Raw genomic sequence first — 25,934 nt, 5'->3', positions numbered from 1 at the left:
AGTGCCCAAAATCGGGCCATTTAGGGCTTTGCGTTATAATCCGCTCTTCCCATAACGATAATTACAGGAGCCGACTTTGGAACGATTTACTATTTCTCTCAGCGACGAACTGGCTGCGGACTTCGACAAATGGATTCAGGCGAGGGGCTATGTCAATCGCTCCGAAGCCGTGCGCGATTTGTTGCGCAAGGAAATCGAGACCGAACGTCTTAATAAAGATGAGGCGGCTCACTGTGTGGCCAGCCTTTCTTACGTTTATAACCATCATGAGCGCAGTTTGGCTGAGCGTCTGACGCATTTGCAGCATCATGCGCATGATTTGGTTGTCTGTTCTATGCATGTACACCTTGACCATGAAGATTGCCTGGAAACCTTGTTTTTACGGGGATCAACCCGGATCGTGCGCAGTTTTGCCGAAAAAATCTGCGCCGAATCCGGCGTGCGCCACGGGTCGGTAAACTTGGTACCGGTCCAGATGGCGGCGACTGATCATCATGCGCGTCATACCCATTTTCATCCGCTTACTTGAACTCCACTTGCTTCGAGAACAGAAAGATAAGGCCTCAGTATGAAATATTATTTAATAGTCTTACTGATTATATGATACTTTTTGTACTTTTCATACAAAATGACATGGCTAGTAAGGTTAATGTCTGATCGTTTGTTGTTCAGGTGGAAAAGATCATGGAATCAAGAAAAATAATATTTAAGAAGAACGCTTTATCCATCGCTATCGGTTTTACTTTGGCTATGGGCGGAGGAGTAGGTCAGGCCCATACTGTGAGCGAAGGTAAAGTCGAGGAGTTGGAAACTATTGAGGTAGAGGAAGGGCGAGGAAAGGATTTGATTGGGATAGCGGAGTCGGCTTCACAAGGTGAAATTAGCCAGAAGCAGTTCGAAAATCGTCCGCTATCGCGAAACGGCGAGCTGATTGAAGTGGTGCCCGGCGCAATTGCGACGCAGCATAGCGGCTCCGGTAAGGCGAATCAGTATTTTTTGCGTGGGTTCAACCTTGACCATGGTACGGATTTTTTAACCTACGTTGACGGTATCCCGATGAACATGACTACGCATGCGCATGGGCAAGGGTACATGGATCTCAATAGTATTATTCCGGAGTTGGTTAACAAGATCGAATACGGAAAAGGACCGTATTATGCCGAAATTGGCGACTTTTCGTCGGCTGGTTACAGCAAAATGACGACGATGAATAGATTGTCTCAAGGGATCGCCAAATTTACTCCCGGTCAATTCGATTATTATCGCGGTTTGGTTGCCAATTCCAATCAGGTTGGAGACGGCGATTTGTTGTACGCAGGGGAATTTCTACTCTACAACGGGCCTTGGGTAGTACCCGAGGATAGCAAGAAGTTCAATGGAATGCTTAAGTACACGCTCGATCGGCATGATTGGGGATTGTCTATTAACGGTAAGGCTTATACAAATAGTTGGACGGCGACCAATCAGATACCGGATTATGCCATCGACAACGGTACACTCGGTTTATATGGGTCGATGGATCCGTCTGATGGCGGTACGTCCAACCGCTACAGCCTGTCCGGCAATTTTTGGCAATTTGGCGACAATTGGAAAAATGACGCTAATCTTTATGCGCTTTATACCGACTTGAATTTATATTCGAATTTTAGCGGATACACATTGAGTCCTGATAATCCGTGTAACACTGGCGGATGTCCGGATTACGATCCCGTCGATCAAACGTATTCGTCTGACCAGATTCTGCAGAGAGAGCGTCGGGTGCAGGTCGGAGGTAACTTCGAGCACACGCGTTACAACAAGGTGCTGGGGTTTGAAATGGATAATAGCGTTGGTATTCAATTCCGCAACGATCAGATTATGGATCTGGGCCTTTTTCATACCGACCAGCGGGAAATTCTCGCCGATGTTGCTACCTATGATGTAGGCGTGACTAAGATTGGCACCTATTTAAAAAACCATACCCATTGGCATGAGAAGTTCAGAACGATTGCCGGCTTCCGCGCTGATTTCATTCACAATAACGTAACTGAGCTCAGCAATACCGAGAACAGTGCCGCGGTTAATGCCGCTAATTCGGGCAATCGTGCCAAAGTCATGCTCAGTCCCAAACTGAGTATGATTTTCGGTCCCTGGTATGACACCGAGTTTTTTATCAACGGCGGTTATGGTTATCATTCCAATGACGCGCGTGGCACCACAATAACTCGTGATCCGACTAACGGCGATTTGCTCGGTCCTAATGCAGCCAGAATAGATCCGGCTGCCTGGACGCGCGGTGGCGAAGCCGGTTTTCGTAGTAACTATATCCCCGGATTAACCACAACGTTTGCGGCGTGGTATCTATATTCAAGCGAGGAGCTAGTGTTTGTTGGCGATGCCGGTACGACGGAGGTTAATAATGGATCCAATCGTTATGGCATTGAATGGACTAATTACTATAAGCCAATCGATTGGGTGACTCTGGATTTCGACTATGCGCTCACTTCGGCACGCTTTGCGCAGACGAATCCGGGCGAGACAAATAACTATGTACCCAATTCGGTGGGACAAGTTATCAGCGCGGGTATTCTGGTTGAAGATCCGACTCGTACTACGGGTCTATTCGGTACTTTACGATTGCGTAATTTTGGGCATGTGCCATTAGACGAATCCGGGACCTTTTGGATGGGGGAAACCAGCATCGTAAATCTGGGCGCCGGTATTAAACAAAAGCAATACAGAGTGGAAGTCGATGTCTTTAATTTGTTTGGCTCGGACGCTAGCGACATCGCCTATGCTTATGACTCAGCGTATCCAAACGGCACTAGCACTGTTTACGGTATCTTGAAGCATCCCGTAGAGCCACGGATGGTGAGAGGTACGATTACCATTAATTTTTAAATTTTTACTAATAGGCATGATGGCCGACGCGCGGTCATGCCTCCTTCTTTCGAGCCGAAATCTAATCGGCTGATTATCTACTCCGATATGTAACTATTCAGCGTATCAAACCTGTAAAAGCCAAGGTCACGATGTTACAAAATAAAATTAGGTAATTTGTCATCAAAAAGCAGTGACAAGGTCAGGGTGGCCGAAATGTTGTTCTTGCGGCAGGTCGATAGATAACTGCAAACACGGCAAAAGATATCAGCGCCTGCTTGCGAGCGGAGGCAGGCGGCAGTTTTCTGGTGTGGTTTGGTCATGCGAATGTCGTTCTCACCCTGATTATTGGTAAAAGGCACATCCGGATTAGCGAGAAAGCGTAAGGTTTCGGTTTCGTATTTGCGTAACCGCTCTAATCAATTCCGCGATTTGCTGCGCTTGACGCAGCCCCGTTGGCCGGGTGTTTGGGTTGGGTCGGGCGGTGGACACTCGATTTCAGCCGCATCCCGCAGAGATTGGGAAGCGGACAGGTTAACCAGTACGTTGGAACAAACCTGAGCGAATTTTGATCCCGAATCGATCCACCGAAAGCGCGGTATTGGCAAGATTGAATACTCAAAGCATCATCAATGTATTGAATGGTCCGTGATGAAATAATGTCATTTAACACCGGTTTAACGATCCGTTATGTTGCTGCCTAAACCAACAACATAATGGAGATGACAATGAACCGTGTGACCCGATCTTGTGCAGCCCTATTATTTTCTACGTTTGCAGCCCTAGCTGACGGCAACTCAAATTTCGAGGTGTTCGCCAAGCTGAATACCGGGCCGGGCAATGTCGCGGCAACCGCCAACGGCCGTATCATCATGAGCCAACATCAATTTTATCAACCGCAATACACCGTGGTTGAATACAAGGATCAAACCTTGCTGCCTTTTCCGAATAAGGAGCTGTCTGCGGCCGATTCGACCGCACAGATCAAGCTCGACTCGGTCTTGGGTATCCGCTCCGATAGTAACGGTATTGTCTGGATGCTGGACAACGGCATGCGTAGCGGCGTTACGCCAAAACTGGTCGGCTGGAATACCAAAACCAATAAACTCCAGCGTTTGATTTACCTGCCGGCCCCCATAGCGCCGAAAGATGCGTTCGTCAATGACTTTGCTTTGGACGCCAACCACAATCATGCGTTTATCAGTGACCCGGCAGGCGGGGCGAATGCCGCCTTGATCGTGGTCAACTTGTCGACCGGCGCGGCGCGGCGGGTGCTGGAAGGACATCGCTGTGTGGTGCCGGAAAACGTCGATTTGGTCATCGACAATGTGCCGATTCAGGTGAAAACCCCGTCGGGCGAATTGGTGAAACCGCATATTGGCGTTAATCCCATTACCGAGGATTTGGCCAACGAATGGGTATATTTCGGGCCGATGCACGGCCTCAGCCTTTACCGGATTAAAGCGGCGGATTTGATCAACGAGTCGTTAACGCCTCAAGAACTTGCCCGGCAGGTTGAACGCTACAGCGACAAACCGATCTCGGACGGTATCAGCATCGATGAAAACAACAATATCTATCTGGGGGATTTAGCCAATAATGTCATTGGCGTGATAGCGCCTAACCGACAATACCGGCAATTGGCGCAAGACCAGCGGCTTTCATGGGTCGATTCCTTCAGTTTCGGCGCTAACGGACAACTCTATGCCGTGGTTAATCGCTTGCATCGCTCGGCTACACTGAACGGCGGCGATGATCAATCCAAACCGCCTTACTTCCTGTTAAAGGTCAAGCCCTTGGCCGCTGGCCTGCCGGGACGTTAAAGCCGTATTTCACTCGCGTTAATTTTCCGGCCTATGATGTTGATTTGTTCACGCAACCAGCCGTGGGCCGGGTCTTTCTCCCATAAGGGATGCCAAATCATCGCCAAATCGTAGTCCGGCAAACTAACCGGCACGGGCAATACTTGCAGTGGTACCAGTTTCTGAAACGCGATGGCCAGGCGGTAGGGTAAGGACAAAATCATATTGGACTGGGCCACGATCAAAGGTGCCGACAAAAAATGCGGCACGATGAAATTAATATGCCGCTCCAGGCCCAACTCGGTCAATTTCTCGTCTATCACCCCCAATTTATCGCCGGTTCTGGAGATCAGCATGTGGGGTGCCGCCAAATACGCTTCCAGCGCCGGCGCTGCCTTTATGCTCGGGTGATCCTGCCTGACCACGCAAGCCATGCGATCGATGAATAAATGTGCGCAGTGCAAATGCGCGGGCGGATTCAGTACCGAGGCAAAGCCCAACACCACATCCAGACTGCCGTTTTCCAGTTGCGCCAAGGGAAAAGCCGATTCCGTCCGTTTGACATGAATATCCACGCCCGGCGCCGACTGCTCAACCAATTTCGACAACTCCGGCAAGATTAAGAACTCCATGTAATCGGTCGCGGCGATGGTGAATCGGCGCTGACTGGATGCCGGATCGAAGGCTTGCGGCGCCTCGAGCAAGCGCTCCATCTCCTGTAAAAGACTGCGTACCGGCTCCACCAATGCCAGCGCCAACGCCGTCGGCTGCATGCCCGATGGCGATTTAACCAGGACCGGGTCGTTCAGTTGCTGGCGCAAGCGATGCAAGGTATGGCTCATCGCCGACTGGGTGACGAACATGCATTCTGCCGCGCGGGTGACATTGCGCTCCCGCATCAATATATCGAAAGCCAGTAACAGATTTAAGTCGAAAGTGCGTAGATTGGCCATGTGGATATTCCTAAAAATTCGGCTGCATACTAAACAAAATCGCTGCCTGCCGGTATGAACAGTCTTGATGATAGCGGATGAAATTTCACCATTTCACAGCCAAGCCGTTTCTCCCTACCTTATACCGCGAGCGCGTCGTCCAGCCTATAGGGTTTAACTCCCCCAAGGGTGGCTTTCGGTTGGCGGTGCGCCCAAACACACAATGGCGACTGCCGTTCACTAAAACACACTCGGGGGATTCTTACTATGTCTGCACAAATTCCTATATCAACACTAAAACCTTATCGGGGCGAGAAAGCCCGGTTGGCCAGAGCTTACGATTATCTGATCCTGGTTCTGGCCTTGTTTTTATTCATCGGTTCGTTTCATCTCCATTTTGCCCTGACCGTCGGCGACTGGGATTTCTGGGTCGATTGGAAAGATCGGCAATGGTGGCCGTTGGTGACGCCGCTGATCGGCATTACCTTTCCAGCCGCCGTACAGGCGGTGTTGTGGGATAAATTCCGACTGCCGTTGGGTGCCACGCTGTGCGTCGCCGCCCTATTGCTGGGCACCTGGGTCACCCGCGTATTTGCCTATCACTATTGGAATTTCTTTCCCATCAACATGGTGTTACCGGCAACCATGGTGCCGGGCGCACTGGTATTGGATACCTTATTGATGCTTACCAATAGTTTGACCATCACCTCAATCTTTGGCGGTGCTGCGTTTGCATTGTTGTTCTATCCCACCAATTGGCCGATCTTCGGCATGTTCCACCAAGCGGTCGAATACCACAACAGTCAGCTTACGGTAGCCGATTTGTACGGTTTCCAATATATCCGTACAGGCATGCCGGAATACTTGCGCATCATCGAGCGCGGCACCTTGCGCACCTATGGCCAGTACGCCACACCGTTGGCGGCCTTTTGTTCGGCGCTGTTATGTTCGTTGATGTATCCGCTCTGGTGGTACATCGGCAAATGGTTCGCCGATACCCGTTATCTAAAAAGCATTTAAGGAGACCAGCCATGAAAGTACTTTTTAAACCTTGGCTGTTGGCGCTGCTGTGTATCAATGTATTGTCGGTGTTGTCAGTACCCACCGCTCAGGCGCATGGCGAAAAAGCCCTGGAGCCGTTCATTCGCATGCGCACCATACAGTGGTACGACGTGCAGTGGTCCACGCAAAAATTCAACGTCAACGATGAAGTCAGCGTCAGCGGCAAGTTTCATGTCGCCGAAGACTGGCCGATCAGCGTGCCGAAACCGGAAGCCAGCTTCTTGAATATCTCCACGCCGGGACCGGTGCTGATCCGTATCGAGCGTTACCTGAACGGTAAGCCGTGGACCAACTCGGTGGCGCTGGAGCCGGGTGGCGACTACGAGTTCAAGGTCGTCTTGAAAGGCCGTTTGCCGGGGCGTTACCACATTCACCCGTTTTTTAATTTAAAAGACGCGGGTCAGGTGATGGGTCCAGGGGTGTGGCTGGAAATCGGCGGCGATCCCGACGACTTCAGCAATACCATTAAAACCATTAACGGCGAAGTGATCGACATGGAGAGCTTCGGCTTTGCCAACGGCGTGTTCTGGCACGTGTTCTGGGGCGTGTTGGCTGCGGCTTGGTTGTTGTGGTGGGTGCGCCGCCCCTTGTTCATCAGCCGTTACCGCATGCTGGATGCCGGTTTGGAACAGGAGTTGATCACCGGTCAGGACAAACTCATCGCCAAGGCTGTGTTAGTCGGCGTGCCGGTATTGGTACTGGTGCTGAATGCCGTCACCGCCAACCGTTACCCGGACGCCATCCCGTTACAAGCGGGACTGGATCGGATTTTGCCTTTACCGGCTCAAGTCAATGCCGGAACGGTCAATGTGGACGCCATAAAAGCGGAATACAACGTGGCTCAACGCGCCATGCTGTTGCAGGTCAACGTCGACAATCAAAGCCAAGGGGCGGTGCGAATCGGCGAGTTTTCCAGCTCCAACGTGCATTTCATGAACGCCGACTTAGCCAATGTGGGCAACATTCCCGGCAAGGATGATGTCAGTAATAACGGCCTGAGCCTGGATAACAATGCGCCTATCGAACCCGGCGAACAACGTACCATCACGATTGAAGTGCGCGATGCGGCCTGGGAATCGGAAAAGCTGGACGGGCTGATCAAAGATGCGGATAGCCGTGTCGGCGGTTTACTTTTTCTTTACGACGACGTGATGGGAAAACGCTATATCTCCAGCATTTCCGCCGCCGTCATTCCCAAATTCAATTAATTCAGGAGCACACATCATGGCTACCACGACAGAACACGTTAGCTTAAACAGCGAAAATCCCAAATCATTGCCTTGGTATTTGATCGACTTGCCCAAGTATTTAAAGGGCTTTGGCATATTGACCGTTATCTACGTCAGTTTACGGCTGTATCAGGGCGCTTTTGCCATAGAACACGGTCTGGATTCCACGGAACCGGCGTTCGAACAGTACTGGATGCGGCTGTTTTATATCGAACTGGCGATTATCGCGGCCGTCGCCGGCGGCTTTTGGGGTTACTTATGGACCACGCGCGACCGGAATCTGGAGCAACTGGCACTCAAGGAAGAGATACGCCGCTATTTCACCTTGACGATGTGGATCAGCATTTATACCTTTGCCGTGTATTGGGCGGGCAGTTATTTTGCCGAACAGGACAATTCCTGGCATCAGGTGGCAATCCGCGATACGCCGTTTACCGCCAACCATATCATCGAGTTTTACTTCAATTTCCCGCTGTATGTGATTCTGGGAGGCTGTGCCTGGCTGTACGCCAGAACCCGCTTGCCGCTGTATGCCAAAGGCATTTCCTTGCCGTTGACCTTGGCGGTGTTCGGGCCGTTCATGATCCTGGTCAGCGTCGGTTTCAACGAATGGGGGCATACCTTCTGGTTTAGAGAGGAATTCTTCGCCGCCCCGATTCATTGGGGCTTTGTGATTGGGGTGTGGTTCGCCTTGGGCGTCGGTGGCATTTTGTTACAAGGCGTCACCCGATTGATCGAATTGCTGGATAAAATCGAAGACGCCGAATAAGTCTGCTTTGGGATGCAGTTGGCATGAAAAGCCCATCCTAACAAGGTTGCCGTAAAAGGTAGGTTGGGCTGAATGCAATGGGTGCGGTTCAAACTGATGTGGAAAATCAAAAAAACGCGAAGCGAAAAAAGCCGAAGGCTGGTTTTAATCCCCTCATACCGCCCCGAGCATCGCAGGCTTTGACGAGACAAATCGGCAGGATTACCGATTTGCATGCGCAGCACCCGAAGGGCGATGTACAGGGATGTACTGAGTGAGTAGCCCGCAGGGGGGGGGGCAGGGGCGAGGCATGGATGCCGCTCGTTTTCGGAGGGCTAAGGGTAGCCCTTCCGAAAACCCTCGCCAAAAGCGACAAATTTACCTGGCGCAAATTTGAACAGCCGATAGGCTGGCCCAAAGGGCGAAAACCAGAGAAGGTTTTCGTAAAAGCGCAGGATTAAGGCGGTATGCGGGGCGGCCTTTTCTTTGGTTTCTTTTTTTTGGCCGAGCAAAAGAAAGAAACTCGGCTGTCGGGCCGAGACCCGACTTTTAAAGTAGTCTCGCGAAGCGTTTCCATATTTTGGACACATCAGTTTGAATTGCAACCGAATGCAATGAAGCCCAAAATTTTGATTTTGTTTGCTTAGTTTTGCTCAGCCCAACCTACATTCAGCTTTCGAGACAGCTGCATAACGATAAATGCAGCATCCCTTACTAATAAACCCTCAAGAAAATGTTTAAGTCCTTAATCGCAATGCCGAAGAGTCACACTGATTCAGTTCACTATGCCTGGGTAGTACTTGCGGTCACGTTTCTATGCTTGTTTATTACATCGGCACTGCGCGCTGTTCCGGGGATCATCATGCTGTCCCTGGAACAGGAGTTTGCTTGGAACAGAGAAACCATTAGCGGGGCGATTTCGCTCAACCTGCTGTTATTCGGCCTAGCCGGGCCATTTTTAGGCCGATTGATGGATTTATACGGCGCAAAAAAAGTAAGTGTCATCACTCTGATACTAGCGGTATTGGGGGCTGCCGGTAGCGTTTTTATGCAGGAATCCTGGCAAATGTATTTGTTTTGGGGATTGCTGATTGGAGCAGGTTCGGGCGGCACATCAATGATTATGGGATCGGCGTTGATCAATCGCTGGTTTCATAAACACCGGGGACTAGCATTAGGCATATTGGGGGCCGCCTTCTCCTCCGGCCAGTTAGTGTTCACCCCTGTTCTAATGCATATCAATGTTCACGAAGGCTGGCGCGCGGCGACGCTGTTGATCGCCGTCGCGTTAGGTTTGGTGGCTTTGCCTTTGGTGCTGAAATTTTTAAGAGACGATCCCGAATCCAAAGGCCTGTTGCCCTATGGTGACTATGGCGTTCATGGAGCAGTCATTAAGCCCGATCAAAATCCCATGCGATCAGCCATGAGCAGCCCGCAATTCTGGCTATTGGCTTTAAGCTTTGGGATTTGCGGTTTAACCACCTCCGGATTATTTCAGACTCATTTGATTCCGCACGGCATCGAACACGGCTTCAGCGAAATGACCATGGCCATGTCCTTGGGGCTAATGGGCGCGGCCGATGTGTTTGGCACCATTTTATCCGGCTGGTTGTGCGACCGCTACGGCAAGCGCTGGCCGCTGGCGTTATATTACGTCGTCAGAGGTGCAACGCTGATAGTACTGCCCAGCATAGCTACCACCGGGCAATTAATGATGTTCTCGATTATCTACGGCATGAATTGGTTGTCGACCATTCCGGCGACCTCGGCATTAACCGCAGACTTGTTCGGGAAACAAAACGTTGGCGTGGTGTTCGGCTGGATATGCTTTGCGCATCAAATCGGAGCGGCCATCGCCGCCTACAGTGCCGGTTACGTCCATAGTCTGATGGGCGACTACAACTTGGCTTTTGTTGCGTCCGGCCTGTTCGCATTTGTCGCAACCGGTATCGTTTGTTTTATCCGCGAACCCGGTGTCTGAAAGGGAAAATATTGCAGACATTGGCTCAAATAAAGTGACGGGTCGCTATGTATAGTATCCAACTATGTATAGAAGTGATCTATTTCGACTGACAACCCGCGCGCTGCCAGCGTGTTTTATATGGTTATCGTGCTTGAAGAAACTGCAACAGGCTAAAACCGGTTTTTGAGAGCTAATCAGGCTTCCAGCGCCACTAAAGCCTCGAAAAAGGGCGTCGAAACCGGAGGTATATCGGCAAATTTCAACAACCTGTTAAAAGTGCGGCTTGCCGATACAGAGGCAGGCTATCCTGGTATTTGGTGGCCACCACCCAGGCCAACGCCGCTACGCATTATCCTCAACGGCTTGCCCACCGAAGCAGCAAACCGTCAAGAGCTGGAAAATTCATCGCTCGACGACGGACTGTGCCGAAGAACTGGCGAGGCGTTACAACGCGGTTCTACGAGGCTGGATCAACTGCTACGGCAAATTCTGGTATCGAAACTTCAGCTATCACTTGTGGCGAGTCTTTCAATCCAGACTCTTGAAGAGGGTGCGGGGCAGGCATCGATGTTCGGTGAGGAAAGCCGAGTAAAGACTTGCCAAGCTGAGAAAGGAAAAGCCTGATCTCTTTGCCCGCTGGTATCTACTACGTGCAGCGAATGTGTGATCAAGAGCCGTATGACAGGGGACTGTCACGTACGGTTCTGTGAGCAACTAAGGGGTGAAACTCTCCTTGGTTGACTCGACTCTGCGACACGGTGGCCGGCGCTAATCTCTATTCGCCCATCGAAACCTGCAAAGCCAACAGCATCGAATCCTATACCTGTCTGGTGGCATTGTTCCGTCAGTTGCACCTGGCAAAAACCGTCGAAGACTTCGAATCATTGCTGGCTTGGCGCCTCGTCGAATCAGCCTCTTGACCACCTAAACGACTACAGCTTAAAGTACGTCATTGAGCGCTTACGACGTAGCTCTTTGTGCGCCATCAAATCCCGGTAATCAGCAAATCGACCGCCGCTAAAATCTCGCCACGAAGCATTTCCAACCCTGTCACCTTGACACCGAGATTATTCGCCGGAATGGCAGCCATCTCTTGCACAACCAGCAAATATTGCTGTTGTTCCCATTGAAGAATTGGATTCAAGCGGGTAATGGGTTTTTTCTCAGCCAACTTGATCACGGGAACCACTAACCGGGTTTTCAGCTCGTTTAGAAAATCACTCTGAATGTCGAGCAGAAACGGGTAACGACCTTGGGTTTGTCGGTTAGCATTGCGGTAAAGAGTAAATTGCGCCATTAAAAACTCCGCAAGCTGTCACTGAAACAGCCTTCGGCTTCGATGCGCTGGTTATAGTCTTCGATAGATTGCCGATTTTCCTGTAGCCATTGTTGACGCAGCTTGTCACGTATGGCTTCGGCCAAGGCGCGCTCCAGCGTGGCGGATAAGTTGATATGCAAGGCCTTGGCTTGGTTCAACAACTCGCTGTTGATACTGAGATTGGCGGATTTTTTGGGGGCAGTCGGGTTAACGGCGGTTTGCATGGCAATTCCTCGCGCATTTTTTATGCGCACAGTATATGCGCAAAGAATGTCCTTGGCTATTCAAATTCCGAGACAGTGTTCCGGAAATTCGCAATATCCAATCTTATAGACGCTATAAATGAATTCTCAGTCAGGTTCCGTCAAAATTTACCGAGCCGTCTCTAAAGTCATCATCAAGGTCATTGCTTACAATGGTGAGTCCACAAATCCCTATGAAAGATAAAATTGTTTGGTCTGTCCGGACAGAGTATGTACCAATATAGTTCTACAAAAATTAAAAATAGTTTGACACTGTTAAATCATATCGATATTATAGTCTCTTCACCGCGAGGCGGCATCGCTGCTTCAAAATAGAAGGTCAAATTCGGGGTATAGCGCAGTCTGGTAGCGCGTCTGCTTTGGGAGCAGAATGTCGGGAGTTCGAATCTCTCTACCCCGACCAAGATTTGCGCTTGTAGCTCAGCTGGATAGAGCATCGGCCTTCTAAGCCGAGGGTCGCAGGTTCGAGTCCTGCCAAGCGTGCCATCTTATAAAATTTCATTATGGTGAGCGTAGCTCAGTTGGTAGAGCCCCGGATTGTGATTCCGGTTGTCGTGGGTTCGAGCCCCATCGTTCACCCCAATAAAATCAGCAACTTACCTGCAATAGGGGGTTGTCATGTCGGATAAACTGTCAACCAATAGTCAACAAAATTTCGACGTTGGCCCATTCCCGGCATTATCAACGTCGGCAAAAGTCAAGCTTCGTCAATTTCGAACTGCCTTACCTTACGAGTATTACGCCAGGTTAGAGGTAGAAGCCGCTAGGCGTGGCATGTCCGGTTATGCGTTCGCGTCTGAATTGCTTAAGCGTGTTCTTGATGCAAATTTCCCGGAGAAGCGAACCGGAGATTGATCCGCGGTTCACGCCCTGGCGTGGAAACCTGCCGAGAATCGACCGCACGAACGGCGAGAGGCTTCCCGGTCGAAACCATGGGGGCCTTGAGCAAGAGTGAGGGAGCGGGATTTTGCGAAAGAGATTGTTGCCGGTGCGAACCCTGAGGCATACCGAATGAGGAACGCCGTGAACCCTTCCATGGGGGCTTGACGGCAGCATCCTCACTCGGTACGTCCCCAGTGACTATTGCCATATCGGGAAGTTATTTTGGACGATATCCTTGGAAAAAGGGCTAAATAATTTGGCCTCCTCCAAGTGTTCCGGTGCTAAATGAGTATATCTGATAGTCATATTCAAACTGTGACGGCCTAAAATCTTCTGCAAAGTCAAAATGTTACATCCATTCATCATAAAATGACTGGCGAACGTTTGCCGTAAAATATGTGAAGACTGACTACGTGGTAACGTTACCTTAGCGCGCTCGATCGCATTCCCAAAAGCCTTGATCGGATCCGAAAAAGCGCCATTCCTTCCCAATTGCTTAACGAGATCCCGTTCTAAAGCCTCCGGGATCGGAACAGCTCGATTCTTGCCGCTCTTGGTGCCTGCAAAGTAAACCAAGCCGTTACGCACGTTTTAAAGCTTCAAACCGACCGCCTCAGACCAACGCGCACCAGTGGCTAGGCAAAACCGACACTACAAGCCGCAAATCGTCGCTAAGCGACTCATCAACCTTCGCGCCTGCAAGGGAAGACGCAGTTGCATTTATTTTATGCATGTTTCTTAGGGCGCGGTCGGGAGGCCGACCGATATTCAAGACGGTAGGTAAGAAATAAACGTTTTCATTATGAACAGTGTCTAGTTTCTAGACGCCTAACTAAGGGAGCAAGAAAGGCCGAAACGAACCCTGTTGCGCATAAGTCTTTGTCGCAAAAGGTGGTTTATCCGATGGTGCAAAATTGGCACTCCAGTTGCAGTAAGCGATCGGGGTCGGCGTCGTTCCAGACAATGAAAGCCATTCAAGACGACGGGAAATCGCCACGACTGAAGGGACGTCGCCCCCATCCATCTTTACAACAGTACAACGAGGAGACATCATGGCTATAAGTGCAGCTACCAAAGCCGCAACCGATGCGTTGGCCGTCAATCGCGCGCCAACCAGCGTCAATGCTCAGGAAGTACACCGCTGGTTACAAAGTTTTACATGGGATTTTGAAAAAAACCGCACCAAATATCCTACCAAATACAAAATGGCCAACGAGACCAAGGAGCAATTCAAGCTGATCGCCAAGGAATATGCTCGGATGGAGTCGGTCAAGGACGAGCGCCAGTTCGGCAGTTTGCAAGACGTCTTGACCCGTCTGGATGCCGGTAACCGCGTCCATCCGAAATGGGGCGAAACGATGAAAGTGGCTTCCAACTTTTTGGAAGTGGGTGAATACAACGCGATTGCCGCGACCGGCATGCTGTGGGATTCGGCTTCCGCACCGGAACAGAAAAACGGCTACCTGGCCCAGGTGTTGGACGAAATCCGCCATACCAACCAATGCGGTTACGTGAACTATTACTACAGCAAGCATTACCACGATCCTGCCGGCCATAACGACGCCCGCCGTACCCGTGCCATCGGTCCTTTATGGAAAGGCATGAAGCGCGTGTTTTCCGATGGTTTCATTTCCGGTGATGCGGTGGAATGCTCGATCAATCTGCAACTGGTCGGCGAGGCTTGCTTCACCAACCCATTGATCGTCGCGATCACCGAATGGGCGGCGGCTAACGGCGACGAAATCACGCCGACCGTGTTCCTGTCCATCGAAACCGACGAATTGCGCCACATGGCCAACGGTTATCAAACCGTGGTGTCCATCGCCAACGACGAAGCGGCTTCAAAATATTTGAATACCGACCTGAACAACGCCTTCTGGACCCAGCAAAAATACTTTACGCCGGTACTGGGCATGCTGTTCGAATACGGTTCCAAGTTCAAAGTCGAGCCTTGGGTCAAGACCTGGAACCGTTGGGTCTACGAAGATTGGGGCGGTATTTGGATCGGCCGTTTGGGCAAATACGGCGTGGAATCGCCACGCAGCTTGCGCGACGCCAAGAAAGACGCCTACTGGGCTCACCACGACCTGTTCCTGTTGGCTTACGCCTTGTGGCCGACCGGCTTCTTCCGCCTGACTCTGCCTAGCCAGGAAGAAATGGACTGGTTCGAGGAAAACTACCCCGGTTGGTACGACCATTACGGCAAGATCTACGACGAATGGCGCGCCCGCGGCTGCGAAGATCCGGACAGCGGTTTCATTCCGTTGATGTGGTTTATCGAAAACAACCATCCGATCTATATCGACCGCGTGTCGCAAGTGCCATTTTGCCCATCCTTGTGCAAAGGCGCCAGCACCCTGCGCGTACACGAATGGAACGGCAAAAAACATTCCTTCAGCGACGACTGGGGCGAACGTATGTGGCTGACCGAGCCGGAACGTTATGAATGCCAAAACATGTTCGAACAATACGAAGGCCGTGAATTGTCGGAAGTGATCGCCGAATTGCACGGCGTGCGCAGCGACGGCAAAACCCTGATCGCCCAACCGCACACCGCCAAGAACGGCAAGCTGTGGACGTTGGACGACATTAAAAAGCTGAACTGCGTATTCCAGGATCCGCTGAAAGCCCTGTAATTGCCGTCCTTCTCATTCTTAGATTCAAGGAGACATGTAATGTCCGTACAAGTACAACAAGGAAAACGTGGCCTGACCGATCCGGAAATGGCAAAAGTCATCCTCGAGGCGATTCCCGACCAGCCGCTGGATACCCAGCGCAAGATGAATTATTTCGTCAAACCGCGCGGCCGTAGGCTGTCCGAATACGAAGTGTTGAGCTGCTACGCCCAACCGACTCCGGACTGGATTCCCGGCGGCTTGGACTGGGGCGATTGGACTCAGAAATTCCATGGTGGCCGCCCATCCTGGGGCAACGAAACCACCGAACTGCATTCCACCGATTGGCACAAACACCGCGATCCGGCCAAACGCTGGCATGCGCCCTATGTGAAGGACAAAGCGGAGGAATGGCGCTATACCGAGCGTTTTTTGATGGCCTATTCCGCCGAAGGCCAAGTACGCTCCATCGACCCTGTTTGGCGCGACGAAGTGCTGAACGATTATCTGGGGGCCTTCTGCTTCAACGAATACGGTCTGTTCAACGCTCATTCGTCGGCGTCACGCGACTGTCTGGGCGATACCCTGCGCATGAGTATCGCCATGATCGGCTTCGATAAAGTCGATAACGCCCAAATGATCCAATTGGAACGCACCTTCTTGGCCAAGCTGGTGCCGGGCTTTCCCGAATCCACCGATGAGCCGAAAAAAGAATGGACCCAAGGCAGTATTTACAAAGGTGCTCGCGAAACCGTGCAAGACATCTGGCAAGCCACTTACGACTGGAACGAAATCCTGTGGGCCTGTCACATGGTTTACGATCCGCTGTTCGGCCAGTTCGTGCGCCGCGAGTTCTTCCAACGCCTGTCGTCTTATTACGGTGACACGCTGACGCCGTTTTTCATCAATCAGATGCAGTTGTATTTCTCCCAAACCAAGGGCATCACTGCCGACATGTTCTTCGAATGCTTGGGCGACGATGCCGAGTTCGGCGACTACAATCGGCGCATGATGCGGACCTGGACCGACAAATGGTTGCCGCGCACCGTACAAGCGTTACGGGATTTCATGGGCATCTTCGACAAGATTCAGGAAATTCCCGGCGTGACCTGCAAGGAAGCGGTGGAAGCGGCACTGGAACGGGTACTGGACGACTGGAAAACCGAATTTGCCGATCAAGTCAGTTACAAACTGGACAAGGCAGCGATTATCAAAACCGTCATGCAAGGCATGAAATAAGGAGAACATTATGTCAGTCAGTTCAAACGCGTACGGCGCGGGTATCATGGCCAAAAAAGGCAAGGAATTCGCGGACGAATATTTTGCCGAGGAAAACCAAGTCGTGCATGAAAGCAACGAAGTGGTACTGGTGCTGAAAAAATCCGACGAAATCAATATCATCGTTGACGAAATCCTGCTGGGCGACCGCAAGGACGACAATCCGACCTTGGTGGTGGAAGACCGAGCCGGCTATTGGTGGCTGAAAGCCACCGGCAAAATCGAAGTCGATTGCGAAGAAGCCTCGGAAATCCTGGGTCGCCATTTCAGCGTCTACGACTTTCTGGTGGACGTCTCGTCCACCATCGGCCGCGCCTTTACTCTGGGCGAAAAATTCACCATTACTTCGGAATTGATGGGTCTGGATCGTCAATTGGAAGACCTGAAAGCATAGGAGGCCGACGTGGCAAATTACAAAGTACATGACAATCCGTTACGCGATGAATGGATCAAAAAAATCGGCTCGCTCAATACCTTGGCTAAAGGTGTGGAAATGTTGGATGCGTTTCGCCGCCAATACACCACACCGCTTCGTGAAAGCTATGATCTTGAACTCGATTGGGGCTGGATCGAATGCAAACTGGAAGAAAAGGTAGCGCTGTTGAAACACAAGGAATTCAACGACTCACAAATCTTGAACAACTGTGCAAACGGTACGAATGCCCAGCAGGAAGCCAATGCCGTGCTGGCTAAAATGGCGGCTTGCGAAGACAAATACGAAGCCGAAAGAATCCACATCGGCTTCCGTCAGCGGTTCAAGCCGCCGATGATGCCGGTCAATATATTCATGGACACCGACCGTATCCTCGGCACCAAGTTGATGGAGCTCAGAAACATCGGCTATTACGACCTGCCGTTGGAAGCGTTGCGCAAAGTGCGTGGGGTCAAGACCATCACCTTGCAATAAGGATGTGAAGAAATTGCCGCGATGCCGGTTCTTCTAATGTAGGCGGGAGAGCCGGATTGGGTATGTTAGAGCGCCATGCCGGATGCATGGCGTCCGCTTCATTGTAGTAGCGATTGTGGGCTACATGCCGGAATGCTCCGGCGATGGGCTAAATCGATTCCTCAATCATCAAACCGAATTATTCAACATGATGGATTTTTTCTCTAACTTCAAATCATCCAATCCACCAGTCTTTCCCGAAGACAACGACGGATTGACCAAGCTATACGATGGCGAACCCTATACCGCATTTTGCGAGGATCTGGAGTTCATGTGGCGCTGGACTATTTACCGGGACAAAAAACTGGTTCAAGAAGGCTGTTCTCTAACCGAAGACGCTTCGCGCCGAGCCGTTGAACATGTGATGGCATTCTTCAACGTTGCCAACGGAAAACAACCGCAAGGAGAGTAACGGTGAATACGCATCAAGTTAAAATCATTACGGAGGATGGCGAGTCGGTCTGTTTTGATTGCCGTCAGAATGAGGATGTCATCAGCGCCGGCCTGCGTCAGGACATTTACCTGATGTCATCCTGCCGCGAAGGCGGTTGCGCAACCTGTAAGGGATTTTGTGCGGAAGGCGATTACGAACTCGGTAAGATCAGCGTACAGGCTTTGCCTCCCGAAGAGGAGGAGGAAGGCTTGGTGCTACTATGCCGTTGCTATCCGACCAGCGATGTCGAAATCGAGGTGCCTTATACCTATGACAGAATTTCCTTTTCGGCGGACGATTTGTGCTTTGAAACGGAAATTACCGAACTCAGTCAAGTATCGTCCAATGTCGTCAAACTGTGTCTGAAACGCCTTGGCGACGATCAGAACGTCCGTCTGGATTCCGGTCAGTTTTATGATTTGGAAATACCCGGAACCGCGACTACCCGTTCCTATTCGCCGGCCAATACCGCGAACAACAACGGTGAATTAGAATTTCTGATTCGACTCGTCGACAACGGCCGCTTTTCCAATTATCTGAAAAACGATGCTTATGTTGGCCAGAAGCTCAACGTCAAGGGCCCGCAAGGCATGTTCGGCTTAAAGGAAAACGGTTTTACGCCGCGTTATTTCGTGGCTGGCGGCACCGGTCTGGCGCCGATTCTGTCCATGGTCAGGCGTATGTATGAATGGGAAGAGCCGCAAGCTTGCGTGGTGTATTTCGGGGTAAACACAGAGCAAGAAGTGTTTTACGCAGAGCAGCTCAAGGCATTGGAACAGCTTATGCCGACGTTATCCGTTCACATTTGTGTTTGGAAGGCCACGGACAGCTGGGATGGCGAAAAAGGCAGTGTGGTGGATATTCTGCGCCGAGATCTGCAAGGCACCGGGGTTAAGCCGGATCTGTATTTGTGCGGACCGCCGGGCATGGTTGACGCGACTTATTCAGTCTGCGCCGAAGTCGGGATTCCGCAAGAAAAGATTTATTTGGAAAAATTTTTACCGAGTGCTGCCTGAAACATGAGACAAGAAGATCAGGTGTTTATTAACGAAATGGTCAAAGAGTTAGAAGACAGCATCCGCAATTTAGTCGAGGAAGAGCAAAGACTGAAAGACAAACTCGGCGAGGAACGGGTGGCGGAACTCAGGGAATATTGGCTGAAGCAATTACCAGCCGAAGAAGAGGAGGCGTTCAAGTTGGGGCTTGACCATAACGATAAGAAACTGACCTGGATTTGGTTCAGGCTGAAGCGAGCGCATAAAGCAAGAACAAGAGCCGGACAAGCGCTGATGAAAAATCACATGCACTGAAACCGGTCCTGCCGGTTGTTTCAACGCTCGACCGACTGTCCGGTTTCATCGTTCCGCGATGAATCGCAAGAGACATCTCAGGATTAATTTACATAGGGAGAACCATGGCTAAACAGATTGTTTATAACCCGGAAGCCCGCTTGCGCATGTTGCAAGGCATGGAGACCTTAGCCCGAGCCGCCGGCGTTACGCTGGGCAGTCACGGTCCGGCCGTGATGATACAGCATCGTACCGACGGTATCGTCCCGGTTTACACCCGTGACGGCGCCACGGTAGCCAATGCTATCGTATTCGAAGACCGCATCGCCGATCTCGGTGCCCGCATGCTTCGGGATGTGGCCGGAACCATGTCGCGTCAGGTTGGCGACGGCACTACCACGGCGATCGTATTGGCGCAAAAAATTGCCGTCGAATGCATGAAAAGTGTTGAAGCCGGTTTTCATCCGTTGCAACTAAAAAAGGGCTTGGAACTCGCTCTGATGTTGGTCGAGCAGGATTTGGCCCAGCAGTCGATAACCGAAATGTCCGACGGTTGGGTGGAAAAAATTGCCAGCATCGCTACCAAGGACGAGCCGGATGCCGGCGCGCTGTTGGCACGCGCTTTCGATGAACTAGGAACCGATGGTGTGCTGACTTTCGAGTTGGGTAATGGCCGTCGGGATGAGTTGGATATCGTCGAGGGTATCCATTACGAACAAGGTTATTTGTCTCCCTATTTCGTCACCGACAAAAATCGTAATGCGGCAGTATTGGACCAGCCATATGTCTTGTTATATGACAGGGAAATCACCGACTTGATTGATTTAGTGCCAATATTGGAACAAGTTGCCGATCAGAATAGATCTCTGCTTATCATTGCGGAAAACATACAAGAACATGCGCTGGCCCCATTGTTATTGAATCATGTGAGGGGCGTGTTTAAAGTCGCAGCCGTCAAACCGCCCGGATTCGGCGACAAGCGCATAGACCGATTAAACGACTTAGCCTTAATGACGGGTGGCCGGGCCCTATTGGAAGGTAAGGCGGGAAGACTGGATCAAGTTACCTTGGCCCAATTAGGGCAGGCTAAGCGCGCAGTGATCACCGCCGAAAAAACCAGCATTATCGGTGCAGCCGGTAATACGCAGGTAGTGAAGCAACTCGCCGAACGACTTAAACAACAGGCTGCTGCGGTACGCGCCAGAAAACCCGGTGACGGTTCGCCGACGGGCAATCAGCACGAGGCCGAGGAGTTGGAGGAACGTTTTGCGATGTTGTCTGGCAGAATCGGTCGCTTTGGCGTGGGCGGTGTTACCGATATCGAGATCAAAGAACGCCTGGTACGAATCGAAAATGCCTATCGTTCCGCCAAAGCTGCGCTGGAAGAAGGCGTATTGCCGGGTGGCGGTATTGGGCTGTATCGCGCCAGGCAGTCTATCGGTCAAGTCATCGCCGAAAATGCAGAACAACAACAGGGCATTGCCATCCTGCATCTGGCATTGGCCGCACCCTTACAAAAATTGTTGAACAACGCGGGCCTAAGTCGCGAGGAAATCATCGCCCGTATCGACTGCCACGATGACCGCCAATTAGCATTCGATACCCGCGATGGCCGCTTCGGTCATTTTCTTGAGATTGGCGTCATGGATCCGGTTAAAGTCGTGCGATTGGCCTTGCGTAATGCCGTTAGTGTAATGACTACGCTGATGTCCACCGAATCGGTAATCATGGATGTGCCGGATACTTCGGTCATGGCCGGCTATTCACCCGAATGGGCTGCCGCCACCCGGGAAGATCCCCGTGTTTAGTTTCTTGCTGTAACCTCCGCTTGGCTCCTCTCTAGAAAACTCCCGATTTCTAGGAGTTTCCCGCTCTTCCCATCCTGGAGCAAAGGCAATGTGACGTTATGTCGCATTGCCTCTTTTTTTCATTTTGTTATTTTGGACGACCCAGTCTAAAACGGACATAAAAAACGGATAAGTCGCTGTTTTTTATATTTTTGTTTTGAGCCAAAACTAATTTGGTCAGCCAAAATCAAGAGAAAAAATGGATATTGCATTGCAGCTGCCCCACAAAGTAAAAATCATTCAGGAAGCCTTCGCGTTAAGAAGCACATTGGAATTTGAAGTTGACCGGCCTGTTCAAGCTTGGCATTGGATGACACAAACCCGTTGCGTGCCGGATCAAGCGGATTGGGTACGGCCCGAAGTATCGGAGTCTTGGCGCCGTTGTTTGGAGGATCATCAGTTGCCGCTGGGCAATTTCGCCCGATGGGATCATTTGTTACTTAAAGACAGCTCTTTGGCGACCGATCCTAAAACCGGGGAAACCGGCACATTGCTGGCTCACTTGAGCCATCAGTTTCATGTGTTCCTAAAAGAAGCCGGCGTCATGCTGATTCTGACCTCGGCGGATGGCAGGTTAGCGCAAGTTTTGGGGGAAGATCCTTTCCGGAACCCCTTTATGGCCAAGCTATATGAGAAAAATAGCCTCTGGAATGAAAAAGTATTGGGTAATAACGGCATAGGCACCGCGGCATTGTTGAAAAAACCGGTTGCATTTCAAGGCATGGAGCATTTTTTGAGTCTGTTACACCCATTTACCACGCTGGGTTATCCCTTATTGGACGAAAATGGGGAGGTATTCGCGGTGATAGGCTTGATCAGCGATAGACAGGAAAGTATGAATTCATTATTCGCCTTTCTGCATTTGATTTGTGTGTTGCTCAATTCCAATCTGCCATTGACGCGAAGCCCGCAGGCGCAAGTACGTGTCCTGCAAAAAATTCCGTTCAAACTCGCCAAAAAGCCTCCGCAGCAGGACGAATCGGCCCTTTCCGGACACTTACTGGATTTAGTAAAAAAAGCCAATAAGCTGCAGCACTATAAAGTGCCGATTTTGATTACAGGCGAATCCGGCGTCGGCAAAGACCATTTTGTGAACCTGTTGAAAAATAGCGGGCCGCGCCAACATCAGCCACTGATTGCAATCAACTGTGCGTCTATCCCGCATGATTTGATCGAAAGCGAATTATTCGGTTACGAAGCCGGCAGTTTTACCGGCGCACGCAGTGCCGGTAAGCCGGGCAAGTTCCTCCTGGCCGACAAAGGCATCCTGTTTCTGGACGAAATCGGCGATATGAGTTTGGATCTGCAATCGGCTTTGTTGCGGGTGTTGGAAACCTCGGAATTCACACCGGTTGGCGGTAGTAAGCCGATACGGGTCGATGTGCAAATCGTCGCAGCGACCAATGTGCCTTTGCTGGAAGCCGTGGAAACGGGGCGTTTTCGCCGCGATTTGTATTATCGGCTTAATGGCGCCCAGATACATCTGCCGCCCTTGCGCGAGCGTGAGAACAAGTTGGCGATCATTCACCACATACTGCAACGGGAGTTGGCTAATTTGCCGGAGGCGCAACAGGTAAGGATTTGCCCCAACGTGATCAACCTGATCGAGCGGCATCCGTGGCCAGGCAATATCCGCCAATTGATCAATGTGATACGGGCCACGCTTTACACGGCCGGCGATGATCTGATCACGCAACAGGATTTGCCGCTGGATTTTGTCGAGGAATTGAATAAATACACCCAGCCGGGTGACGCTGAGCAAACCAAGCCGCCACAGCTAGCAGGCTCGCCTAGAAACATGACGCTGGAGGACTGGGAAAAGCACGGTATTCAGACCGCCTTACAGGCTTGCGCCGGCAATATATCGCTAGCGGCCAGGCACTTAGGCATTACTCGCACTACCTTATATAAAAAAATGGATCGCTTTGGGCTGGACAAAAGCGACTGGCGGGAAAATTCCTCGGCCGGCTGATATCGGCCGCGATGGCGTGCCCGCCGGTTGCCTTTACTCGGCTACGACCGAATCAACGGCAACCCGGCGATGCCGAGCGCATAATGTTGGCGATAGGCGGCTAACGCGCCTGTCAGAACGGCTGCCAGAATAAACACGGAAAGTGCGGAGGCTTGTTGCCCTTATCGATGCGGCCTTCGTAGCCGCCGTATCGGCTGCTAACGAGCGCGGCCGACGCAGACGGCATCAAAGCCGTCGCAATTGATCCCGGCCCGGCCGAACGGGCGTTGCGCCTCGGGCCGATACCGGGACGGGCAGGCGCCTACTCGATTGCGAAATCGAAATAGCGGTTCGGAAACGGCTCATTCTTAAGGGTAAAATGCCACCATTCTTCTGCGAGATTCTTGAAACCGTTTCGCTCCATCACGGATTTCAGCAGCGCTCTGTTTTCGCGCTGTTTCTTGCCGATATTGCTGTCTGCGGTATGAGAGCGCGGGTCGAAAAAATCAAACTGCGTTCCCATGTCCAATTCCTGCCCGGTATTCAAGTCGATAATGGTCAAATCGACCGTACTGCCTCGACTATGCCCCGATTTTTCGGCGATGTAACCACGGCTAAATAGCGCCTTCTTGTCAACGAAAGGGTAATATTCCGATTTCATTTTTTGGTCATTCAAATCTTTCGCCCAACGGACGAAATGATCGACCGCCCGCCGGGGACGATAACAATCGAATATCTTCAGCGACTGCCGGTTGGACGCCAGTTCCGTTTGTACTTTACCTAAGGCAAGCGCGGCTTCTTGCGTCAGCAAGCATTTAGGCGCATCGTAGCCGTCAATTCGCGATCCGACAAAATTGTGATTCGAGTAATAGCGCATATCCAAGCGTACCGACGGAATCATTTGCTTTAAGTTCACAAATTCATCGCTATCGACAGCCCGAGCCATTTGCTTGTGTTCGGCGCAAGCGTTTATCAGAATAGCCGTGGCCAGCAATATCAAAACCGAACTGTACTTATTGTCGGCCTTCATTGTGTTCGAACCAAATGCGTTAAATAATTGCGCGAGGCTATCCATGACGATGCTGGAAAAAAGTGCGCGGCTTTCCACTCACTTGCCGGATCAGGCTTGAAATTCTTCTGAATGATCATTGGCTCCTCTTGGTTTGAGTCTTTATTTCTTCATAACGTATTTCGGGAATGACAAGCTCCCAGGCTTCAACTTTTAGCGTACCTTGTTCTTCCGGTTTCATAAATCGCGTCAGAATGACCGCAACCCTAACCGAGAGAATTTTCCCTTCGGGAGGTCGGAAGGCCTGTGCCATTCGGCCGACAACGGTGCCGTTCTTGTCGGCCAATTCCCACCCTGGTTTACCATCGTTTCGACGGCGTAAAATCAGTTCACAGCCGTAATCCAATTCGGCGATAGCCTGATGAATGGGATTGTCGGCGGCAAAATAGCCAGGCCAGGACAGAACAATATGACTGGGGTTGGCGAGCCAGCCGCGTTCCGTCAATGGCGGTATTTCCCGCTCCGGCTCAGGCCGGGACGTTAGACACAAAGCTTCGCAATCGCGCACGAAGGGATGCTGTCTAACCCGGCGGGCGCATAGGGTCAAGGATTTTCGGGCGCGGGTCATCGCCACGTAAAACAAGCGTCGCTCGTCGTCCTTTGCGCTGTGCCAGCCGCCGACGTCCATTACCAGCACGTGGTCGAATTCCAAACCTTTGGCGCGGTGCGCGCTGAGCAGTAACAAGGGGGAATGTATATTGTCCGGACTGGCGGATTGGCTGCCGGAGCCGAATTCGTACAAGGCTTCCAACAGATTGCCGGCCACGTGCGGACGGCCCGGCGCAAGCGATTCGGCTTCCGATATGAATTGGGCCAGCATCGCCCGATGGGGATATTCGATGGATTCGGTAACCGCCTACCGGTAACGTCGCCGAAACCAACGCGGCAGCGCGCCCCAGCGCAACACGACGCGCGGCTTTGGCGCTTTGCGGCGCCGGTTGCTCAACAGCGAGATCAAGGCGTAACCCTCGCGCGTGCTATGGAGAGAAGGCAATTGCTGGTCTCGCATCAAGCGGACCGGTATGCCGGACTGCCGGCACAGCGCCGCCAAGGGTTCCAATGCATCCCAATGCCTGGCGATGACCGCAAAACGCCCCCAATAGCCGGTTTGATTCGCCGCGGCCAATCGGTTCAAACGCATCAATTCGGCACAGACGGCGCCGGCTTCGGCATCGACCTGGCCCGGCGTTTCCAATATGTGCACGCGGCCTTGAGTCAGGCTGTCCACCGCGGCCCATTCGCCGCCGTCCGGCTGGTCCTTGCGGGCATGATTGACTCGGATGGCTTGTTTCGCCTTCATCCTGTCGCGCGCGGCTGCAATTACCCGGTTGGCGCAATGAACGATGTGCGCGCTGGAACGGTAGTTTTCGATCGCTGCGAAACCTTGGAAACGAAGCGCCAGCGAGTGAAGGTTGAGTAGTCCCTGGAAGCCGTAGCGCCGGGCGGTT

At 51.5% G+C, this 25,934-nt stretch carries 25 protein-coding genes, 3 tRNA genes and 2 pseudogenes; 22 read left to right on the top strand and 8 right to left on the bottom strand.

The features are described from left to right. The first annotated feature begins 76 nt into the window (after positions 1 to 76). Both nikR and ACW73I_RS09625 read left to right on the top strand, forming a co-directional pair. The gene (gene nikR / locus ACW73I_RS09630) at positions 77 to 529 is read left to right on the top strand and encodes a nickel-responsive transcriptional regulator NikR (RefSeq protein ID WP_458029069.1); all 453 of its coding nucleotides are present in this window, start codon (positions 77 to 79) and stop codon (positions 527 to 529) included. 155 nt (positions 530 to 684) lie between these two features. Continuing rightward, on the top strand, positions 685 to 2,880 hold the full coding sequence (locus ACW73I_RS09625; RefSeq protein ID WP_458029068.1) for a TonB-dependent receptor: 2,196 nt from the start codon (positions 685 to 687) through the stop codon (positions 2,878 to 2,880). A 134-nt stretch (positions 2,881 to 3,014) separates the two neighbouring features. Here ACW73I_RS09625 and ACW73I_RS09620 read toward each other — a convergent pair. Next, positions 3,015 to 3,368 (bottom strand): annotated as a pseudogene (locus tag ACW73I_RS09620) (IS66 family transposase); the annotation flags it as partial. Between the two features lie 219 nt (positions 3,369 to 3,587). Here ACW73I_RS09620 and ACW73I_RS09615 point away from each other — a divergent pair. Next, positions 3,588 to 4,682, top strand: coding sequence for an L-dopachrome tautomerase-related protein (locus ACW73I_RS09615; RefSeq protein ID WP_458029067.1), 1,095 nt, complete (start codon positions 3,588 to 3,590; stop codon positions 4,680 to 4,682). Here the strand turns inward: ACW73I_RS09615 and ACW73I_RS09610 are convergent. Continuing rightward, complete coding sequence (locus tag ACW73I_RS09610; RefSeq protein ID WP_458029066.1) at positions 4,679 to 5,614, bottom strand: LysR family transcriptional regulator; 936 nt, start codon at positions 5,612 to 5,614, stop codon at positions 4,679 to 4,681. The genes ACW73I_RS09615 and ACW73I_RS09610 overlap by 4 nt on opposite strands. 246 nt (positions 5,615 to 5,860) lie before the next feature. Between ACW73I_RS09610 and amoA the strand changes: the two genes are divergently transcribed. From amoA to ACW73I_RS09580, 6 genes and pseudogenes are all read left to right on the top strand, one after another. Beyond that, a complete protein-coding gene (gene amoA, locus ACW73I_RS09605; RefSeq protein ID WP_458029065.1) occupies positions 5,861 to 6,613 on the top strand; it encodes a bacterial ammonia monooxygenase, subunit AmoA in 753 nt (250 codons plus the stop codon). An 11-nt stretch (positions 6,614 to 6,624) separates the two neighbouring features. After that, positions 6,625 to 7,863: a bacterial ammonia monooxygenase, subunit AmoB gene (gene amoB, locus ACW73I_RS09600; protein WP_458029064.1), complete on the top strand. Its 1,239-nt coding sequence runs from the start codon at positions 6,625 to 6,627 to the stop codon at positions 7,861 to 7,863. Positions 7,864 to 7,879: 16 nt separating this feature from the next. Then, the gene (gene amoC, locus ACW73I_RS09595; RefSeq protein WP_458029063.1) at positions 7,880 to 8,653 is read left to right on the top strand and encodes a bacterial ammonia monooxygenase, subunit AmoC; all 774 of its coding nucleotides are present in this window, start codon (positions 7,880 to 7,882) and stop codon (positions 8,651 to 8,653) included. A gap of 712 nt (positions 8,654 to 9,365) precedes the next feature. Next, on the top strand, positions 9,366 to 10,613 hold the full coding sequence (locus ACW73I_RS09590) for an MFS transporter (RefSeq protein WP_458029062.1): 1,248 nt from the start codon (positions 9,366 to 9,368) through the stop codon (positions 10,611 to 10,613). 165 nt (positions 10,614 to 10,778) lie between these two features. Next, positions 10,779 to 11,219, top strand: a complete 441-nt coding sequence (locus tag ACW73I_RS09585; RefSeq protein WP_458029061.1) for a hypothetical protein — start codon at positions 10,779 to 10,781, stop codon at positions 11,217 to 11,219. A gap of 122 nt (positions 11,220 to 11,341) precedes the next feature. Next, a pseudogene (locus ACW73I_RS09580) lies at positions 11,342 to 11,515 on the top strand (transposase domain-containing protein); the annotation flags it as partial. A gap of 65 nt (positions 11,516 to 11,580) precedes the next feature. On the opposite strand, the gene ACW73I_RS09575 reads toward ACW73I_RS09580, so the two are convergent. Next, positions 11,581 to 11,892, bottom strand: a complete 312-nt coding sequence (locus ACW73I_RS09575) for a CcdB family protein (RefSeq protein ID WP_458029060.1) — start codon at positions 11,890 to 11,892, stop codon at positions 11,581 to 11,583. After that, entirely contained in the window at positions 11,892 to 12,137 is a 246-nt protein-coding gene (locus tag ACW73I_RS09570; RefSeq protein WP_458029059.1) for a type II toxin-antitoxin system CcdA family antitoxin, read from the bottom strand. The genes ACW73I_RS09575 and ACW73I_RS09570 overlap by 1 nt, the downstream gene beginning before the upstream one ends. A 365-nt stretch (positions 12,138 to 12,502) precedes the next feature. Here ACW73I_RS09570 and ACW73I_RS09565 point away from each other — a divergent pair. From ACW73I_RS09565 to ACW73I_RS09550, 4 genes are all read left to right on the top strand, one after another. Further along, positions 12,503 to 12,579, top strand: a tRNA-Pro gene (locus ACW73I_RS09565). A gap of 6 nt (positions 12,580 to 12,585) precedes the next feature. Then, positions 12,586 to 12,662, top strand: a tRNA-Arg gene (locus ACW73I_RS09560). A gap of 20 nt (positions 12,663 to 12,682) precedes the next feature. Beyond that, a tRNA-His gene (locus ACW73I_RS09555) sits at positions 12,683 to 12,758 on the top strand. A 36-nt stretch (positions 12,759 to 12,794) separates the two neighbouring features. Beyond that, entirely contained in the window at positions 12,795 to 13,031 is a 237-nt protein-coding gene (locus ACW73I_RS09550; RefSeq protein ID WP_458029058.1) for a hypothetical protein, read from the top strand. 225 nt (positions 13,032 to 13,256) lie between these two features. Here the strand turns inward: ACW73I_RS09550 and ACW73I_RS09545 are convergent, their stop codons facing one another. Beyond that, complete coding sequence (locus ACW73I_RS09545) at positions 13,257 to 13,646, bottom strand: tyrosine-type recombinase/integrase (RefSeq protein ID WP_458029057.1); 390 nt, start codon at positions 13,644 to 13,646, stop codon at positions 13,257 to 13,259. A 464-nt stretch (positions 13,647 to 14,110) separates the two neighbouring features. On the opposite strand from ACW73I_RS09545, the gene mmoX reads away from it, so the two are divergent. From mmoX to ACW73I_RS09500, 9 genes are all read left to right on the top strand, one after another. Then, positions 14,111 to 15,694 (top strand): aromatic/alkene monooxygenase hydroxylase subunit alpha, encoded by a 1,584-nt coding sequence (gene mmoX / locus ACW73I_RS09540; protein WP_458029056.1) that lies wholly within the window; start codon positions 14,111 to 14,113, stop codon positions 15,692 to 15,694. Between the two features lie 39 nt (positions 15,695 to 15,733). Beyond that, positions 15,734 to 16,912: an aromatic/alkene monooxygenase hydroxylase subunit beta gene (mmoY, locus tag ACW73I_RS09535; RefSeq protein WP_458029055.1), complete on the top strand. Its 1,179-nt coding sequence runs from the start codon at positions 15,734 to 15,736 to the stop codon at positions 16,910 to 16,912. Between the two features lie 10 nt (positions 16,913 to 16,922). Continuing rightward, on the top strand, positions 16,923 to 17,345 hold the full coding sequence (gene mmoB, locus ACW73I_RS09530) for a methane monooxygenase regulator MmoB (protein ID WP_458029054.1): 423 nt from the start codon (positions 16,923 to 16,925) through the stop codon (positions 17,343 to 17,345). A gap of 9 nt (positions 17,346 to 17,354) precedes the next feature. Then, positions 17,355 to 17,858, top strand: a complete 504-nt coding sequence (mmoZ, locus tag ACW73I_RS09525) for an aromatic/alkene monooxygenase hydroxylase subunit gamma (protein WP_458029053.1) — start codon at positions 17,355 to 17,357, stop codon at positions 17,856 to 17,858. A gap of 82 nt (positions 17,859 to 17,940) precedes the next feature. Beyond that, positions 17,941 to 18,309: a soluble methane monooxygenase-binding protein MmoD gene (gene mmoD / locus ACW73I_RS09520; RefSeq protein ID WP_458029051.1), complete on the top strand. Its 369-nt coding sequence runs from the start codon at positions 17,941 to 17,943 to the stop codon at positions 18,307 to 18,309. Between the two features lie 2 nt (positions 18,310 to 18,311). Further along, positions 18,312 to 19,346, top strand: a complete 1,035-nt coding sequence (gene mmoC / locus ACW73I_RS09515; RefSeq protein ID WP_458029050.1) for an aromatic/alkene monooxygenase hydroxylase FAD-binding subunit MmoC — start codon at positions 18,312 to 18,314, stop codon at positions 19,344 to 19,346. Between the two features lie 3 nt (positions 19,347 to 19,349). Further along, positions 19,350 to 19,640: a hypothetical protein gene (locus tag ACW73I_RS09510; RefSeq protein WP_458029049.1), complete on the top strand. Its 291-nt coding sequence runs from the start codon at positions 19,350 to 19,352 to the stop codon at positions 19,638 to 19,640. Positions 19,641 to 19,744: 104 nt separating this feature from the next. Beyond that, positions 19,745 to 21,427, top strand: coding sequence for a chaperonin GroEL (gene groEL, locus ACW73I_RS09505; protein WP_458029048.1), 1,683 nt, complete (start codon positions 19,745 to 19,747; stop codon positions 21,425 to 21,427). A 238-nt stretch (positions 21,428 to 21,665) separates the two neighbouring features. Then, a complete protein-coding gene (locus ACW73I_RS09500) occupies positions 21,666 to 23,438 on the top strand; it encodes a sigma-54-dependent Fis family transcriptional regulator (protein WP_458029047.1) in 1,773 nt (590 codons plus the stop codon). A 301-nt stretch (positions 23,439 to 23,739) separates the two neighbouring features. On the opposite strand, the gene ACW73I_RS09495 is transcribed toward ACW73I_RS09500, so the two are convergent. The 3 genes from ACW73I_RS09495 to ACW73I_RS09485 form a co-directional block, all read right to left on the bottom strand. Beyond that, positions 23,740 to 24,447, bottom strand: coding sequence for a M15 family metallopeptidase (locus ACW73I_RS09495; RefSeq protein ID WP_458029046.1), 708 nt, complete (start codon positions 24,445 to 24,447; stop codon positions 23,740 to 23,742). Between the two features lie 115 nt (positions 24,448 to 24,562). Next, positions 24,563 to 25,306 carry an ATP-binding domain-containing protein gene (locus ACW73I_RS09490; RefSeq protein ID WP_458029045.1) on the bottom strand — a complete coding sequence of 248 codons (744 nt, stop codon included), beginning with the start codon at positions 25,304 to 25,306 and terminating at the stop codon, positions 24,563 to 24,565. Between the two features lie 36 nt (positions 25,307 to 25,342). Further along, on the bottom strand, positions 25,343 to 25,934 hold a 592-nt coding region (locus ACW73I_RS09485), incomplete at its 5' end, for a 3'-5' exonuclease (protein WP_458029044.1).

The sequence above is a fragment of the Methylomonas sp. MgM2 genome (assembly GCF_054172045.1).
Note: the sequence above shows the minus strand (reverse complement) of the source record. Positions and strands in the feature narration are given on the sequence as shown.

Coding starts and splice junctions, on each gene's coding strand:
- ACW73I_RS09625 (WP_458029068.1), top strand. CDS start 685: ATGGAATCAAGAAAAATAATATTTAAGAAGAACGCTTTATCCATCGCT.
- ACW73I_RS09615 (WP_458029067.1), top strand. CDS start 3,588: ATGAACCGTGTGACCCGATCTTGTGCAGCCCTATTATTTTCTACGTTT.
- ACW73I_RS09610 (WP_458029066.1), bottom strand. CDS start 5,614: ATGGCCAATCTACGCACTTTCGACTTAAATCTGTTACTGGCTTTCGAT.
- amoA (WP_458029065.1), top strand. CDS start 5,861: ATGTCTGCACAAATTCCTATATCAACACTAAAACCTTATCGGGGCGAG.
- amoB (WP_458029064.1), top strand. CDS start 6,625: ATGAAAGTACTTTTTAAACCTTGGCTGTTGGCGCTGCTGTGTATCAAT.
- amoC (WP_458029063.1), top strand. CDS start 7,880: ATGGCTACCACGACAGAACACGTTAGCTTAAACAGCGAAAATCCCAAA.
- ACW73I_RS09590 (WP_458029062.1), top strand. CDS start 9,366: ATGTTTAAGTCCTTAATCGCAATGCCGAAGAGTCACACTGATTCAGTT.
- ACW73I_RS09575 (WP_458029060.1), bottom strand. CDS start 11,892: ATGGCGCAATTTACTCTTTACCGCAATGCTAACCGACAAACCCAAGGT.
- ACW73I_RS09570 (WP_458029059.1), bottom strand. CDS start 12,137: ATGCAAACCGCCGTTAACCCGACTGCCCCCAAAAAATCCGCCAATCTC.
- ACW73I_RS09550 (WP_458029058.1), top strand. CDS start 12,795: ATGTCGGATAAACTGTCAACCAATAGTCAACAAAATTTCGACGTTGGC.
- mmoX (WP_458029056.1), top strand. CDS start 14,111: ATGGCTATAAGTGCAGCTACCAAAGCCGCAACCGATGCGTTGGCCGTC.
- mmoY (WP_458029055.1), top strand. CDS start 15,734: ATGTCCGTACAAGTACAACAAGGAAAACGTGGCCTGACCGATCCGGAA.
- mmoB (WP_458029054.1), top strand. CDS start 16,923: ATGTCAGTCAGTTCAAACGCGTACGGCGCGGGTATCATGGCCAAAAAA.
- mmoD (WP_458029051.1), top strand. CDS start 17,941: ATGCATGGCGTCCGCTTCATTGTAGTAGCGATTGTGGGCTACATGCCG.
- ACW73I_RS09510 (WP_458029049.1), top strand. CDS start 19,350: ATGAGACAAGAAGATCAGGTGTTTATTAACGAAATGGTCAAAGAGTTA.
- groEL (WP_458029048.1), top strand. CDS start 19,745: ATGGCTAAACAGATTGTTTATAACCCGGAAGCCCGCTTGCGCATGTTG.
- ACW73I_RS09500 (WP_458029047.1), top strand. CDS start 21,666: ATGGATATTGCATTGCAGCTGCCCCACAAAGTAAAAATCATTCAGGAA.
- ACW73I_RS09495 (WP_458029046.1), bottom strand. CDS start 24,447: ATGAAGGCCGACAATAAGTACAGTTCGGTTTTGATATTGCTGGCCACG.
- ACW73I_RS09490 (WP_458029045.1), bottom strand. CDS start 25,306: ATGCTGGCCCAATTCATATCGGAAGCCGAATCGCTTGCGCCGGGCCGT.